This is a genomic window from Mycobacterium sp. (assembly GCF_035640695.1).
Taxonomy (GTDB): domain Bacteria; phylum Actinomycetota; class Actinomycetes; order Mycobacteriales; family Mycobacteriaceae; genus Mycobacterium.
The window spans coordinates 1-12,367 of record NZ_DASQVQ010000152.1 but is presented as its reverse complement, the minus strand read 5'-3'; the positions used below and the strand labels follow the sequence as shown (position 1 = coordinate 12,367).

Sequence of the window (12,367 nt, the reverse complement as noted above, 5' to 3'; positions counted from 1 at the left end):
TGTATCGGCCCGGCCGCGCGTAAATTCAGCCTTGCGTCGGGGAAACACAATGCAAGGGGAAGAAGAAATGCTGATCTTCAGCAGCAATATCCACCGCGGCGTCTTTGGTGCTATTGCCGTCGGTGCGCTCGGATGTCTGGCAGCCGCGACAATTGTGGTCCCAACGGCTACCGCCCAGCCGCAGTGCACCGCAGCCAATCTCACCACCACAATCGGTAAGGTGGCCGCGGACACGGGCGGATTTTTGGGGACTCATGCCGACGCCAATCAGGCCGTCACCAACTCCGGCTCGCAGGCGGACTCCGAGACGGCGCTTCGGACGTACTTCGTCGCCCACCAGGATCAGTGGGCCGAACTGCAAAGGATCGCCCGGCCGTTGGCCACCCTGCGCCAGCAGTGCCAGGTGAATGTGGCGCCTGCCCAGATTGCGCGCCTGTTCGACGCGATGGCCGCCTAGCATCGATCGCCGGCATCCACCGGCGCCGCACGACACCATCGCCGACGGTGCGACGGTCTTCAGCCGATCTTCCTCGGGCATCCGTCCCCGGCCTCAGCGGGATCGTTGCTGTGGTACCCACATCACGGTCTGATTGATGCAACGCCGGCGGTGTGCTGTTTCGCGCGCCCGCGCGGAGGATACTGCCCCCTATAGCTTTCCTGTACCCCGTGGCCGGGATCGGGGAAGCGACCCAATCGCAAACTCGAAGGAATCAGCAATGAAGATGAGTGCAATCAATGCGCGGCGGGTGCTCGCGGGGGTGTTTGCCGGCTGCGCGGTCTGCGCGGGCATCTCGATCGCGCTGCCGTCGGCGGGTGCCCAACCCGCCCAGTGCACGGCTGCGGGACTGGCCCACACGGTCAGCGGGGTAACCGCGCGGGCGGGAGATTATCTGGACGGCAATCCCGACGCGAATCAGGCCATTACCGGCGCCGGGACGGAGACGCCCGACCAGGCGCAGGCAAATCTGCGGGCGTACTTCGCCAGCCACATGAAGGAGTACAACGATCTGAAGGGACTCGCTCAGCCGCTCACGGATCTTCGGACCTCGTGCAACCAGACCGTGTCTGCGGCGCAGATCGCTGCGCTTCTGCAGGCGTTCGCCTCACCCTTGTAAGCGCCACAACGACAACGAGCCACCACCGCGGCACCCGCCGCGGCGGCGGTCTTTTGTGCATGACCGCCTGACTGTGGATAACCCGCCGGATCGCCGACGGGATTGTCGGCGCGGCACCCCATTGTGGCGCCATGACGACAATGACCCGTGCCGAACTGGGCGCACTCGGGGAGCGGCTGGCCGCCGAACATCTGAACACCCTGGGTTTGCGCCTGCTTGGCCGCAACTGGCGGTGCCGATATGGGGAACTGGATCTGATCGCGACCGATCCGGCGACACGGACCGCGGTATTCGTCGAGGTGAAGACCCGCACCACCGATGAATTCGGCGGGCTCGCCGAGGCGGTCACGCCGGCCAAGGTGCGCCGGCTGCGGCGGCTGGCCGGGCTGTGGCTGGCCGAGCAGGACAGTCGCTGGGCGGCAATCCGGATCGACGTGATCGGCGTGCGCGTCGGGCGGCGGCGCACCCCGGAGATCACGCACCTGCAGGGCGTGGGCTGATGTCGCTCGGTCGGGCGTTCTCGGTGGCGGTGCGCGGCGTAGCGGGCGAGATCGTCGAGATAGAGGCCGACATCACCGCCGGCCTGCCCGGTGTGCACCTCGTCGGGCTGCCCGACGCCGCGCTGCAGGAGTCCCGCGATCGCGTGCGCGCGGCGATCATGAACTGCGGCAACAGCTGGCCGATGTCGAGGCTGACGCTGGCGCTGTCGCCGGCGACGCTGCCGAAGATGGGCTCGGTCTACGACGTTGCGCTGGCGGCGGCGGTGTTGGCGGCCAACCGCAAGCTGGCTCCGGCCCGGTTGGACAAGACGGTGCTGCTCGGCGAGCTGGCGCTCGACGGGCGGATACGGCCGGTGCGCGGCGTGCTGCCGGCCGTGTTGGCCGCCAAGCGGGACGGCTGGCCAGCGGCGGTGGTTCCGACCGACAACCTGGCGGAGGCCGGCCTGGTCGACGGGCTCGAGGTGTTCGGCGCCGGCACGCTGCCGCAGGTGCAGGCATGGCTCAACGGCGCCGGCGAGCTGGCGCGCGGCACTGGCATCGACGTCGACGACTTACCCGCGATTCCCGATCTGGCCGATGTCATCGGGCAGCCGCAGGCGCGGTTCGCCGTCGAAGTGGCCGCGGCCGGCGCCCACCATCTGATGCTGACCGGCCCGCCCGGGATCGGCAAAACCATGCTGGCCCAGCGGCTTCCGGGCCTGCTGCCGCCGTTGACCGAGGAAGAAGCGCTTGAGGTCACCGCGATCCATTCGGTGGCCGGACTGCTCTCGGCGGCCACGCCGCTGATCACCCGGCCGCCCTTCGTCGCGCCGCATCACACGTCGAGCGTGGCCGCGCTCGTCGGCGGCGGGAGCGGCCTGGCCCGGCCGGGCGCGGTCAGCCGGGCCCATCGCGGCGTGCTCTTCCTCGACGAGTGCGCCGAGATCGGCGTGCGTGCGTTGGAGGCGCTGCGAACGCCATTGGAAGACGGGGAAATTCGACTCGCCCGCCGCGACGGCGTGGTGATCTATCCCGCGAGGTTCCAGTTGGTGATGGCGGCCAACCCGTGCCCGTGTGCGCCGGCCGACCCGCGGGACTGCATCTGCGCGGCCGCGGCCAAGCGGCGTTATCTCGGCAAGCTGTCCGGCCCGCTGCTGGACCGCGTCGACCTGCGGGTCGAGATGCATCCGGTGCGGACAAAGGCGCTGACCGACGAAAAGGGTGAGCCGACACAGGCGGTGCGGGAACGGGTGGCCCGCGCACGTGCCGCCGCGGCCGAGCGGTGGCGGCGCCACGGCGTGCGGACCAATGCCGAAGTGTCGGGTTCGTTTCTGCGCCAACGGTATCGGCTCGGCTCCGACGCGATGCAGCCATTACGCAAGGCGCTGGATCGCGGGCTGGTTTCGGTTCGCGGCGTCGACCGGACACTGCGCGTCGCTTGGACGCTTGCGGACTTGGCCGGCCGCACGCAGCCGGGCGTCGAGGAGGTCAAGGCGGCCATGGGATTTCGGCAGATGGGAGCGGACCGATGAACGAACCGATGAACGAACCGATGTCGTGGGCATACCTGTCCAGAGTCGCCGAGCCGCCGTGCGCGCAGCTCGCGTCCCTTGTTGCCGATGTGGGGCCGGTCGAGGCCGCCGAACGTGTCAGACGCGATGAGGTCTGCGAGGATCTGGCTCGCCACACGCGGGCGCGGCGACAACAGGATCACGCCGCGGAGGATCTGCGCGTGGCGGCGAGGCTGGGTGCCCGGCTTGTCACGCCCGCCGACGCCGAATGGCCCGCGCTCGCCTTCGCGGCCTTCGGCGGTGTGGATGACCGGCTGCATCCCGGCGGGACCGCGCCGCTGGTGTTATGGGTGATCGGCGGTGCGGCGCTGGACGACATCGCGCAGCGCGCGGCCGCGATCGTCGGCACCCGGGCCGCGACCGGGTACGGCGAACAGGTGGCCGCCGAGTTGGCCGCGGGCGTGTGTGAACGCGACGTCGCGGTGGTATCCGGCGCGGCGTATGGCATTGACGGCGCCGCACACCGATCGGCATTGTCGGTTGACGGGATGACCGTGGCGGTGCTGGCCGGTGGGGTGGACGTGCCGTATCCGGGCGGGCATGCGGCGCTGCTGCACCGCATCCGGTCGCACGGCGTCGTAATCAGCGAGTACCCGCCCAGCGTTCGTCCCGCACGACACCGGTTTCTGGTGCGCAATCGGCTGGTGGCGGCGCTGTCGGGCGTGACGGTCGTCGTGGAGGCGGGATTCCGCAGCGGCGCCGCCAACACCGCCGCGTGGTCGCGGGCGCTGGGCCGGGTCGTGTGCGCGGTGCCGGGACCGGTGACGTCATCGGCCTCGGCGGGTTGCCACGCGCTGATCCGCGCCGGGGCCGAGCTGGTTACCCGGGCCGACGACGTGGTCGAGATCGTCGGCAGGGCAGGAGAACTGGCGCTCGAGCCGGACCATCCGACGTCACCGTTGGACGGGCTCACCGACAGCGAGAAGCGTGTCTACGAAGCGCTGCCCGCCCGGGGTGCGCGGTCCACCGCCGAATTGGCCCTGGGGTCGGGGCTGCCGGTCGCCGAGCTGCAGGGCGGGTTGGCGATGTTGGAACTGGCCGGCCTGGTGGTGGAAAACGACGGAAAGTGGCGGCTGGCGAGACGCTTGGTTTAAGCGGGGCGGCACCCACCGATCCGGGTCAGCGGCAGCAGTTCGGGTCCAGGACGGTGCACAACGCCGCCAGCGAAGCGCGGCTCGGGCGATGGTAGACGTTCATTCCCCGGCGAATGGATTCGACGAGTCCGGCTCGTCGCAGCTGGCTCAGGTGATGACTCACCGTCGACTCGCTCAGGCCAAGAGTCGCGGCGAGCTCCCCGCCGTTTTCCTCGCCAGCCGCCGAGCTGAAGAGCAGCGACATCACTTTGACCCGGACGGGATCGGCCAAGGCCTTGAGCCGCAGCGCCACCTCCAGCGCATCGTCGTCGCTTATCGGGCCGGCGGCTACCGGAGGGCAGCATACCGGCGCGGTGATGTCGACCGGGGGAAGTGTTTTCGGCATACCCCAATCCTGCCAGGGATGTTGACATATATCAAAAAGGTGGCATGCTTAGCCACGAACAAGTTAGTTCGATATATGTCTCAAAGGTCTCGGAGGTCGCCACCATGTCCCGCATCCAACTCGCCCTGAACGTCGACGACCTCGACGAGGCGGTCAGGTTTTACTCGAAGTTGTTCAACGCCGAACCGGCCAAGCTCAAGGACGGCTACGCGAACTTCGCCATCGACGAGCCTGCGCTCAAGCTGGTGCTGTTCGAAAATCCAGGGCACGGCGGCACCCTCAATCACCTTGGGGTAGAGGTCAATTCCAGCGACAGCGTGCATGCCGAAATAGCTCGGCTAACCGCCGAGGGCCTGTTCACCGAAGAGGAAATCGGCACCACGTGTTGCTTCGCCACCCAGGACAAGGTGTGGGTGACCGGACCCTCGGGCCAAAAGTGGGAGGTGTACACCGTTCTCGCCGACTCCGAAACCTTCGGCACCGGCACGGAGGCGCCCGCGAGCGACCCGACCGGCGGCTGCTCGTGCGCGACAACCGACAACGCGTCGACCGACAGGGACGCGACAACCGCCGCGTCGTGCTGATGCGATGGCAGTCGGGTCGGCGGCCGCCGACCCTCGAGGCGCACTGTTCACCACGTCGTTTGCGGCCAGGTGTGTTGTGGTGGGTGTTTAGCCGCCGGAAGCGACGTTGAGTTCGCTCAGCAAGCGGCGCACGCGTTCTTCGATGTGGTCGCGGATCGGTCGCACCGCGTCGAGGTCTTGGCCGGCGGGGTCGGCCACCGCCCACTCCTCGTAGCGTTTCCCAGGAAAGATTGGGCAGGCGTCCCCGCAGCCCATCGTGATGACCACGTCAACGGCCTGCACGATCTCGTCGGTCCAGGGCTTGGGGAACTCGGCGGAAATGTCGATGCCCACCTCGGCCATCGCTTGCCGTGCGGCGGGGTTGATTTCGTAGCCGGGTTCGGATCCGCCCGACCAGGCCACCGCCCGATCGCCGGCCATGTGGGTGAAAAAGCCCAACGCCATCTGCGAGCGCCCGGCGTTGTGGGTGCACAAGAACAGCACCGTCGGTTTGCCGTCGCTGATCTTGCCCTCAACACGCGCGAGGGCGTTGAGGCGTTGGCGCGCAAAGCGTTCGGCCAAAAGCGGCAGGTAGTTCGCGACGGTGGCCCGGCCGGCGAACTGGTCATAGGAGCAGTAGAGGAACCGCTCGACCGTCTCCACGCCGAACGTTTCAGCGAATTCGCGTTGCAGCCGGGTCGCGGCGGTGCGCAGCGCCAGCTGCTGATCAATCGATAAGTCGCGGCGCACGTGGTGGGCCAACGGGGCGGGGCTTTCGGTCATGACGAACTCCATTGCTCGACAGTTGTTTTCCTGTTGTGGTGCGCGACGACGACCTCGTCGGCGACACGGGCCGCCTCCGGGTAAAGCGTGACGATCAGCGCCAGGCCGATGAGGGCGCCGACAATCTGCGCGGCGATGAAACCCGGTGCCGACGATGGGGAGATGCCGGCGAAACTGTTGGAGAACAGACGCCCTACCGTAACCGCAGGGTTTGCAAAGCTCGTCGATGACGTCCACCAATACGCGGCGCCGATGTAGGCGCCCACCGCGGCCGCCGACGAGGCCGCCCGCCCGGTGCGGGCCAACGCGAAGATCAGCGCGATCAACCCGGCGGTGGCCACCACCTCGCCGATAAGGTGGCCCGGGCTGATGCGGTTTTTTGTGGAGAGCTCCAAGATCTTCCGGTCGAACATCACGTTGGCCAGCGCCGCCCCGCCGATCCCGCCGGCCACCTGGACCACCAGATAGGCGGCGGCGTGTCCGGCGGTGATACCGGTGCCCGCGCGGCGGCCCAGCAGCCAGTCCGCCCCGGTGACCACGGGATTGAAGTGCGCACCGGAGATTGGCCCGAACAATAGAATCAACACCGCCAGCCCGAACGCGGTGGTCGTCGAGTTCTCCAGCAGCTGCAGCCCCACGTCGTTGGGCGACAGTTGGGCGGCCGCGATTCCGGACCCGATCACCACGGCCACCAGCAGGGCGGTGCCCACAAACTCGGCCAGCAGCCGCCGCGGCAACGCCGTCGCGCTCATTATCGGCTCGCACTGACTGCGTTGGCACCAAGGAGCTGGGAAAGCTGGTGCAGCGCTTGTGGAATCACGCGGTAATAGACCCACGAGCCGCGCCGTTCGCTGGTCAGAAGCCCCGCTGCTTTCAGCACCTTCAAGTGGTGGGAGATCGTCGGTTGACCGACTTCGATGCCGGCGGACACGTCACAGACGCAGGCCTCCCCACCGGTGTGGCTGGCCACCACGCTGAGCAGCCGGAGCCGCACCGGATCCGACAGCGCCTTGAGCTTTTTGGCCAGTTCGGCGGCCGCCTCCGCAGACAGCGGCTCATGCACTAGCGGCGCGACCTCACAGCCCGACACCTCGATCAACGGCAGCCGGGACTTCGACATCCATCGATATTGACAGCGATCGAAACGGGACTCAACCGAACATCACGTGAATTTCGCTGAAGTGGCGACCCGCCGGCCAACCACTGGCCGCCGTCCGGCCGATCCGCGACGACCCCGAAAGGCGGGTGCGTCAACCTTCCGTACCATTGAAAGATTAGCTAACAAACCTCGGGAGGATAAGTGGCTGGACGCCCGGTGCACAGCTTCGAAGTCGTTCGCAAGGAACAGCTGTCGCCACACCTCGTCCGGGTGGTGCTCGGCGGGAGCGGCTTTGACACGTTTGTGCCGAACGAATACACCGACGGGTACTGCAAGTTGCTGTTCGTCCGCGAGGATGTCGACGTCAGGGCGTTGCCGGCACCGCTGACGCTGGACAGTTTCCGCGAACTGCCCGCCGAGCATCAGCCCGCGATCCGCACCTTCACTGTGCGCTGGGCCGATCCGGAACGTCGCGAGATCGCGATCGATTTCGTGGTCCACGGCGGCCACGGCGTGGCCGGGCCGTGGGCCGCCGCCGCGCGGCCCGGTCAACCCTTGTACTTGATGGGGCCAAGCGGCGCCTACGCCCCCGACCCAGCGGCCGATTGGCATTTGCTGGCCGGCGACGAGTCGGCCATACCCGCGATCGCCGCGGCCTTGGAGGCGTTGCCCGCCGAAGCCGTCGCGAAGGTGTTTCTCGAGGTGGCAGGCCCCGACGACGAGATCTCGCTGCGGTCTCCGGCGAGCGCGCAGATCAACTGGATATACCGCGGCGGTCGCGCCGACCTGGTGGGAGAGGACCGCGCCGGTGATCATGCCCCGCTAATCGGCGCGGTCAAGGAAGCCCACTGGCTGCCCGGTCAGGTGCAGGTGTTCATCCACGGCGAAGCCCAGGCCGTGATGCACAACCTTCGGCCCTACATCCGCAAGGAACGCGGCGTCGACGCCAAATGGGCGTCGTCGATCTCCGGGTACTGGCGCCGCGGCCGCACCGAGGAGACGTTCCGGCAGTGGAAGCGCGAACTCGCGGAGGCGGAGGCCGAAGCCGGCGCCGGCTAGTCGATCGCCCGGTGCCGCGCGAGTTCTGGTTTTACGGCAAGCCCCTGACGAGCAGCAGGACTGTGTCGGCGCCCTGGTGGCGGTGCTTGGCGATCTCCTGGTACTCCGGCGAGTTGGCGAAGCGATAAAACGCCACCTCGTCGGGAAAGGCCAGCAGCACCACCTTGTCCCGGTCCCACTGCCCCTCCACCACCCGAGGCGACTCGTCGCTGGCCAGGACGGTTCCGCGGTGCTGGCCGAACACCTGCATGAATCCCGCCTGATACCGATCGTAAGCCGCGCGGTCGGTGAACCTCAGTTGGGCGATGGCATAAACGGTCACCGCGTCACCGTACTCGCAGCATCAAGCTCGTTTTCCTCTGCACCGCAAGCGCTTCGAGATTCTCACGTGAACGACAAAACCGCACCGAGCGGGTCTCCCCACGACGGTGCGGCTTCCAGGCAGCCTGCGTCAGCGACTTTGGTGAACGCTGGAGTCGACCTGCGGAACGTCAACCACACCAGGGCCGTACAGCTGTTGCTCAACCCACAGATGCTTGTGGCTGCCGCCGTAGATGCTGACCTCCTGCTCGCTGGGGGCGCCAACCCTGGCACCGGTGATCGATTGGTAGTCCGGGCCGGTGTGGTGCCCGCCGACGGCCTGCACCGACGGGGCGCCGGAGTCGGCGACGGCCACGACGACCGGTGCCGACAACGCTGCGCCGGCCAGTACGCCTGCTGCGACAAGCCGTCGCGCCCACGATGCCTGTGCGGACCGTGTGGCAGTTGTAATGCTCTTCATTTCGGTGCCTCCTCTTGATCTGGTCGCACAAACAGGCAGGTCAGCCGGTTTAGTTCGGGTTGGCAGGATGTGAATCAGGCGTGGCAGGATCACGAAGTTGATGTCCATTACTGCCAGCAAGGCGGGGTCCCGTCGAGACACGCGGTCGTGGCTGAGGCGGTTTAACCGCCGCCGTCTGCGACGGTAGAAGCGTGCGCCGGCCGCCCGCGTTGTCCGCGATACTCGACGATTTCGCCGACCACCTCACGCTGGAGCGCGGACGTTCGAATCACACGCAGCGGGCCTACCTCGGCGACATCGGCTCGCTGCTCGACTACCTCGCCGCGCGCAAGGCGGATGCGACGCTGAACGATCTGACCTTGCCGCTGCTGCGCTCGTGGCTGGCCGCGCAGGCCGCCGCCGGGGCCGCCCGCACCACGCTGGCGCGTCGCACCTCGGCGGTCAAGACATTCACCGCGTGGGCGGCGCGACGCGGGCTGCTCACCGTCGATCCGGCGACTCGCCTGCAGCTGCCCAAGGCGCGCCGCACGCTACCCGCCGTGCTGCGCCAGGACCAGGCGCTCGATGCGATGGCTGCCGCGAAATCCGGTACGCAGCAAGGTGATCCGTTGGCACTGCGCGATCGGCTGATCGTCGAGCTGCTCTACGCGACCGGTATTCGGGTCGGCGAGCTGTGCGGTCTGGACATCGACGATGTCGACACCGGTCGCAGGCTGATCCGCGTTCTGGGAAAGGGCAACAAGCAACGCACCGTTCCGTTCGGCGAACCCGCACAGGCAGCCTTGACGGCTTGGCTCGCCGAGGGCCGACCCGCGCTGGCCAACGGCGCGTCGGGACCGGCGCTACTGCTGGGCGCCCGCGGCCGGCGGCTCGATCAGCGGCAGGCGCGCACGGTCGTGCACCAGACCATCGCCGCCGTCGATGGCGCACCCGACATCGGCCCGCACGGGCTGCGGCACAGCGCCGCGACCCATCTCCTCGAGGGCGGCGCGGATCTGCGGATCGTGCAGGAGCTGTTGGGTCACTCCACGCTGGCCACCACGCAGCTCTATACGCACGTGTCGGTCGCACGCCTGCGTGCCGTGCACGACCAGGCCCACCCGCGCGCATGATCCGCCACCGCAGCAGGGCGATGACCTCGGCGATGTCGGGCATCGCCGACGCGCGGCCCCGCCACGCGTCGAACACCGTCCAATAGCTGACACCGAAATGCGAGGCGCTGCTGCGCCGAACAGGTAGTCGACTACGCAAGTCCGCGCCGCACGACGGACCTACGCTGCGCTCACAGCTGTCACAGCGGAGGGAATGATGGCCGAGCCCGTGATGAGTGAGCTGACATCGAGCACGGCGAAGACTCGGGTGCTGCGGTTGGCCTTGGCGATGCGCGGCGGCGTCAGCCTTGCGGTGTGGATCGGTGGCGCGGTGGCCGAACTCGACCTGTTCCGGCGCGCGTGCAGCTGCCCAAACACTTCCGCGACGGAATTAACACTCGCCGACGGCGAAAACCAACGCCATCACGAACGGGCGATCATTTACCGCCAACTTCTCGCCCTGACCAAGTACCACAGTGTGGAGATCGACATCCTGGCGGGCGCGAGCGCGGGCGGCTTGAACGCGGTGCTGTACGGCTTGGCCCAGACCGCCGGCACCGTGATGGACGATACGGTGCGTCGCACCTGGGTCGAGTGCGGCGCGATATGGGACCTATTGCAGAAGCCCGGATTCTCTCGAGTGACGTCGATCCTCCAGGGCGACGGACGCTTCTTCACAGTCGTCCGCACCGCGCTCGGCAAGATCGCGAATCCGGACAGTGCGGAAGGGAAATGGAAACCCCTCGTCAACCCAGACGCGCGAACTGACCGGGTCGCGGTCGAACTTGCCGCGACCCTGTTGGACGACATCCACAATCCGCATCGCGACAACCGCGCTCGCTTCTCGTTCGTAAAGAATCCGGGTGATCTAGCCTCGAATTACACCACGATTCCAGGCGGTCATGACACCCGGCAATCAGCCGGAATTGCGTTGGACCGCATGGCATTAGCCGCACGCTCGACGTCGTCGTTCCCGGGTGCATTCGAACCCGCCGACATCTATTCCACGGCCGAAGACACCCCTGGCACTGGCCTTGACGTCGACATGGCCCGGGCGTTCTTGTATGCACGGTCAAATGCCAAGTCAGACAAGCCATTCAACGTCATCGACGGTGGGGTCTTCGACAACATCCCGATCGATCGCGCCATCCGCTGTATTCAGCGAGCTCCGGCGTCCATGCCGTCCAAGCGGTGGCTGATCTACCTGGACCCCGAGCCGCCCACCCCGAGCGAACCAACGAAAAGCTCCAAGAATGCATCGAGCGCCCTGGGTTTGGTTCCGGTCATCCGTGGTTCGATGGCGCTCAAGCAGCGCACGGAATCGGCCGCGGACGAGCTCGGTCCACTGCGTGAGAACAACGACCAAGTGCTCCAGATACGGGCCCGGCAAGAAGCATTGGCGGCCGCGTTGGCAGACACAAAAGGCGAGGACCTGACCATCGAGGACCTGATTACCAAAGAGGCGTACCTCAAGTGTCGTATCGCGCTGGACGCCGAGCGGATTGCGATTCTGTTAACCGACCCGTGGTCGGAACTCTGCCGACCGCCACGTCCAGCAGTCGACTATGCCGCCCTCAATTCCTCGCAGGCATTGGAGATCAAGGATTGGCTGCGGCATATATATTTTCGGGCCCAGAACAGTTGGGATTTCTCGACGGACATCTTCGCAATGCTGGGTTGGGTGCGCACCCTGATCGCATGGGTTCATGCCTTAGAGGACGTTCTCGAAGGCCTTGCGAACGACTCCCCACAGCGGCCGTCGGGTCAGTCGTATCTGGCCGAGATGCTCGAAAGCTGGAAGCACCGGCTGTACCGCTGCCTCATCGTGCTGATCGAGGCCAAGCAGCAAGCTGTGGATTCGATTCTCGCGCAACCACTTGCGGACAATCCCGTCGCGAACCACACGTATAGCGAAGCAACACTTGGTGACTGCCTATGCGATAGTTATGACCACCAACGCAGACTGAAGATTTCCAGCCAACTCATTTGGTTCCTCTGGTATGACGATCCCGACGACGCCGGCTTTTACAATTGGTTGGGAAACGTGGACGCCTTGGGAGACGATATCGATGGCCAGCCACTCGGCGAGTTCATGCGATGGACCTTGGACGGAATCAAGGTCAGTATCGCCAAGTACTCGCGATGTGTGGTCGACAACTTGCCCGACATCCACAAGGCGTGGCTTCAAAACTGGGAAAATTCGGTATTCAGGCGGTTCTACGATCAGCCATTGAGCGCATTTCCGATCGAGAACTTGGCAAAGCTGTTCGTCGTGACCGGCGGTCCGGCCGCGGTGCCGATCATTACCTTCGACCAGATTAACAGCGACGAAAGGCCGGCCATCGCG

General features: G+C 66.6%; 15 protein-coding genes and 1 pseudogene. 9 read left to right on the top strand and 7 right to left on the bottom strand.

The features are described from left to right. Nucleotides 1–67: 67 nt before the first annotated feature. The 5 genes from VE759_RS18020 to dprA all read left to right on the top strand — a co-directional run bounded on the left by VE759_RS18020 (nt 68) and on the right by dprA (nt 4,259). A complete protein-coding gene (locus tag VE759_RS18020) occupies nt 68–457 on the top strand; it encodes a hemophore-related protein (protein ID WP_324934930.1) in 390 nt (129 codons plus the stop codon). Between the two features lie 259 nt (nt 458–716). Continuing rightward, nucleotides 717–1,115 (top strand): heme-binding protein, encoded by a 399-nt coding sequence (locus VE759_RS18015; protein WP_324934928.1) that lies wholly within the window; start codon nt 717–719, stop codon nt 1,113–1,115. Between the two features lie 131 nt (nt 1,116–1,246). Continuing rightward, on the top strand, nt 1,247–1,615 hold the full coding sequence (locus tag VE759_RS18010) for a YraN family protein (RefSeq protein ID WP_324934926.1): 369 nt from the start codon (nt 1,247–1,249) through the stop codon (nt 1,613–1,615). Beyond that, nucleotides 1,615–3,126, top strand: coding sequence for a YifB family Mg chelatase-like AAA ATPase (locus tag VE759_RS18005; RefSeq protein WP_324934923.1), 1,512 nt, complete (start codon nt 1,615–1,617; stop codon nt 3,124–3,126). The genes VE759_RS18010 and VE759_RS18005 overlap by 1 nt, the downstream gene beginning before the upstream one ends. Further along, a complete protein-coding gene (gene dprA / locus VE759_RS18000; RefSeq protein ID WP_414687949.1) occupies nt 3,123–4,259 on the top strand; it encodes a DNA-processing protein DprA in 1,137 nt (378 codons plus the stop codon). Before VE759_RS18005 ends, dprA begins: the two co-directional genes overlap by 4 nt. 25 nt (nt 4,260–4,284) lie before the next feature. On the opposite strand, the gene VE759_RS17995 is transcribed toward dprA, so the two are convergent. Next, complete coding sequence (locus tag VE759_RS17995) at nt 4,285–4,644, bottom strand: Rv2640c family ArsR-like transcriptional regulator (protein ID WP_324934921.1); 360 nt, start codon at nt 4,642–4,644, stop codon at nt 4,285–4,287. 104 nt (nt 4,645–4,748) lie between these two features. On the opposite strand from VE759_RS17995, the gene VE759_RS17990 reads away from it, so the two are divergent. After that, nucleotides 4,749–5,228, top strand: coding sequence for an ArsI/CadI family heavy metal resistance metalloenzyme (locus VE759_RS17990; protein WP_324934918.1), 480 nt, complete (start codon nt 4,749–4,751; stop codon nt 5,226–5,228). Nucleotides 5,229–5,315: 87 nt separating this feature from the next. Here VE759_RS17990 and VE759_RS17985 read toward each other — a convergent pair whose 3' ends face one another. Genes VE759_RS17985 through VE759_RS17975 form a run of 3 tightly spaced genes read right to left on the bottom strand, consistent with a single transcriptional unit; the run spans nt 5,316 to nt 7,110 of the window. Beyond that, nucleotides 5,316–5,990, bottom strand: coding sequence for an arsenate reductase ArsC (locus VE759_RS17985; RefSeq protein ID WP_324934916.1), 675 nt, complete (start codon nt 5,988–5,990; stop codon nt 5,316–5,318). After that, the gene (locus VE759_RS17980) at nt 5,987–6,742 is read right to left on the bottom strand and encodes an MIP/aquaporin family protein (protein ID WP_324934914.1); all 756 of its coding nucleotides are present in this window, start codon (nt 6,740–6,742) and stop codon (nt 5,987–5,989) included. Before VE759_RS17980 ends, VE759_RS17985 begins: the two co-directional genes overlap by 4 nt. Further along, on the bottom strand, nt 6,742–7,110 hold the full coding sequence (locus tag VE759_RS17975; protein ID WP_324934912.1) for a metalloregulator ArsR/SmtB family transcription factor: 369 nt from the start codon (nt 7,108–7,110) through the stop codon (nt 6,742–6,744). The genes VE759_RS17980 and VE759_RS17975 overlap by 1 nt, the downstream gene beginning before the upstream one ends. Before the next feature lie 180 nt (nt 7,111–7,290). Between VE759_RS17975 and VE759_RS17970 the strand changes: the two genes are divergently transcribed. Then, nucleotides 7,291–8,148 carry a siderophore-interacting protein gene (locus tag VE759_RS17970; RefSeq protein ID WP_324934910.1) on the top strand — a complete coding sequence of 286 codons (858 nt, stop codon included), beginning with the start codon at nt 7,291–7,293 and terminating at the stop codon, nt 8,146–8,148. Nucleotides 8,149–8,179: 31 nt separating this feature from the next. Here the strand turns inward: VE759_RS17970 and VE759_RS17965 are convergent, their stop codons facing one another. Both VE759_RS17965 and VE759_RS17960 read right to left on the bottom strand, forming a co-directional pair. Then, on the bottom strand, nt 8,180–8,470 hold the full coding sequence (locus tag VE759_RS17965; RefSeq protein ID WP_324934908.1) for a DUF1330 domain-containing protein: 291 nt from the start codon (nt 8,468–8,470) through the stop codon (nt 8,180–8,182). A gap of 129 nt (nt 8,471–8,599) precedes the next feature. Then, the gene (locus VE759_RS17960; RefSeq protein WP_324934906.1) at nt 8,600–8,929 is read right to left on the bottom strand and encodes a hypothetical protein; all 330 of its coding nucleotides are present in this window, start codon (nt 8,927–8,929) and stop codon (nt 8,600–8,602) included. A gap of 209 nt (nt 8,930–9,138) precedes the next feature. On the opposite strand from VE759_RS17960, the gene VE759_RS17955 reads away from it, so the two are divergent. Next, nucleotides 9,139–10,041, top strand: coding sequence for a tyrosine recombinase XerC (locus tag VE759_RS17955; protein WP_324935001.1), 903 nt, complete (start codon nt 9,139–9,141; stop codon nt 10,039–10,041). 4 nt (nt 10,042–10,045) lie between these two features. On the opposite strand, the pseudogene VE759_RS17950 reads toward VE759_RS17955, so the two are convergent. Continuing rightward, a pseudogene (locus VE759_RS17950) lies at nt 10,046–10,138 on the bottom strand (hypothetical protein); the annotation flags it as partial. Between the two features lie 99 nt (nt 10,139–10,237). On the opposite strand from VE759_RS17950, the gene VE759_RS17945 reads away from it, so the two are divergent. Next, the coding region (locus VE759_RS17945; RefSeq protein ID WP_324934904.1) for a patatin-like phospholipase family protein at nt 10,238–12,367 on the top strand (2,130 nt) is incomplete at its 3' end.

Bases quoted from the DNA above. Each gene is read 5' to 3' on its own strand.
- VE759_RS17995 (WP_324934921.1), bottom strand. From the start codon at position 4,644: ATGCCGAAAACACTTCCCCCGGTCGACATCACCGCGCCGGTATGCTGC.
- VE759_RS17975 (WP_324934912.1), bottom strand. From the start codon at position 7,110: ATGTCGAAGTCCCGGCTGCCGTTGATCGAGGTGTCGGGCTGTGAGGTC.
- VE759_RS18010 (WP_324934926.1), top strand. From the start codon at position 1,247: ATGACGACAATGACCCGTGCCGAACTGGGCGCACTCGGGGAGCGGCTG.
- VE759_RS18005 (WP_324934923.1), top strand. From the start codon at position 1,615: ATGTCGCTCGGTCGGGCGTTCTCGGTGGCGGTGCGCGGCGTAGCGGGC.
- VE759_RS17960 (WP_324934906.1), bottom strand. From the start codon at position 8,929: ATGAAGAGCATTACAACTGCCACACGGTCCGCACAGGCATCGTGGGCG.
- dprA (WP_414687949.1), top strand. From the start codon at position 3,123: ATGAACGAACCGATGAACGAACCGATGTCGTGGGCATACCTGTCCAGA.
- VE759_RS17985 (WP_324934916.1), bottom strand. From the start codon at position 5,990: ATGACCGAAAGCCCCGCCCCGTTGGCCCACCACGTGCGCCGCGACTTA.
- VE759_RS17990 (WP_324934918.1), top strand. From the start codon at position 4,749: ATGTCCCGCATCCAACTCGCCCTGAACGTCGACGACCTCGACGAGGCG.
- VE759_RS18015 (WP_324934928.1), top strand. From the start codon at position 717: ATGAAGATGAGTGCAATCAATGCGCGGCGGGTGCTCGCGGGGGTGTTT.
- VE759_RS17980 (WP_324934914.1), bottom strand. From the start codon at position 6,742: ATGAGCGCGACGGCGTTGCCGCGGCGGCTGCTGGCCGAGTTTGTGGGC.
- VE759_RS18020 (WP_324934930.1), top strand. From the start codon at position 68: ATGCTGATCTTCAGCAGCAATATCCACCGCGGCGTCTTTGGTGCTATT.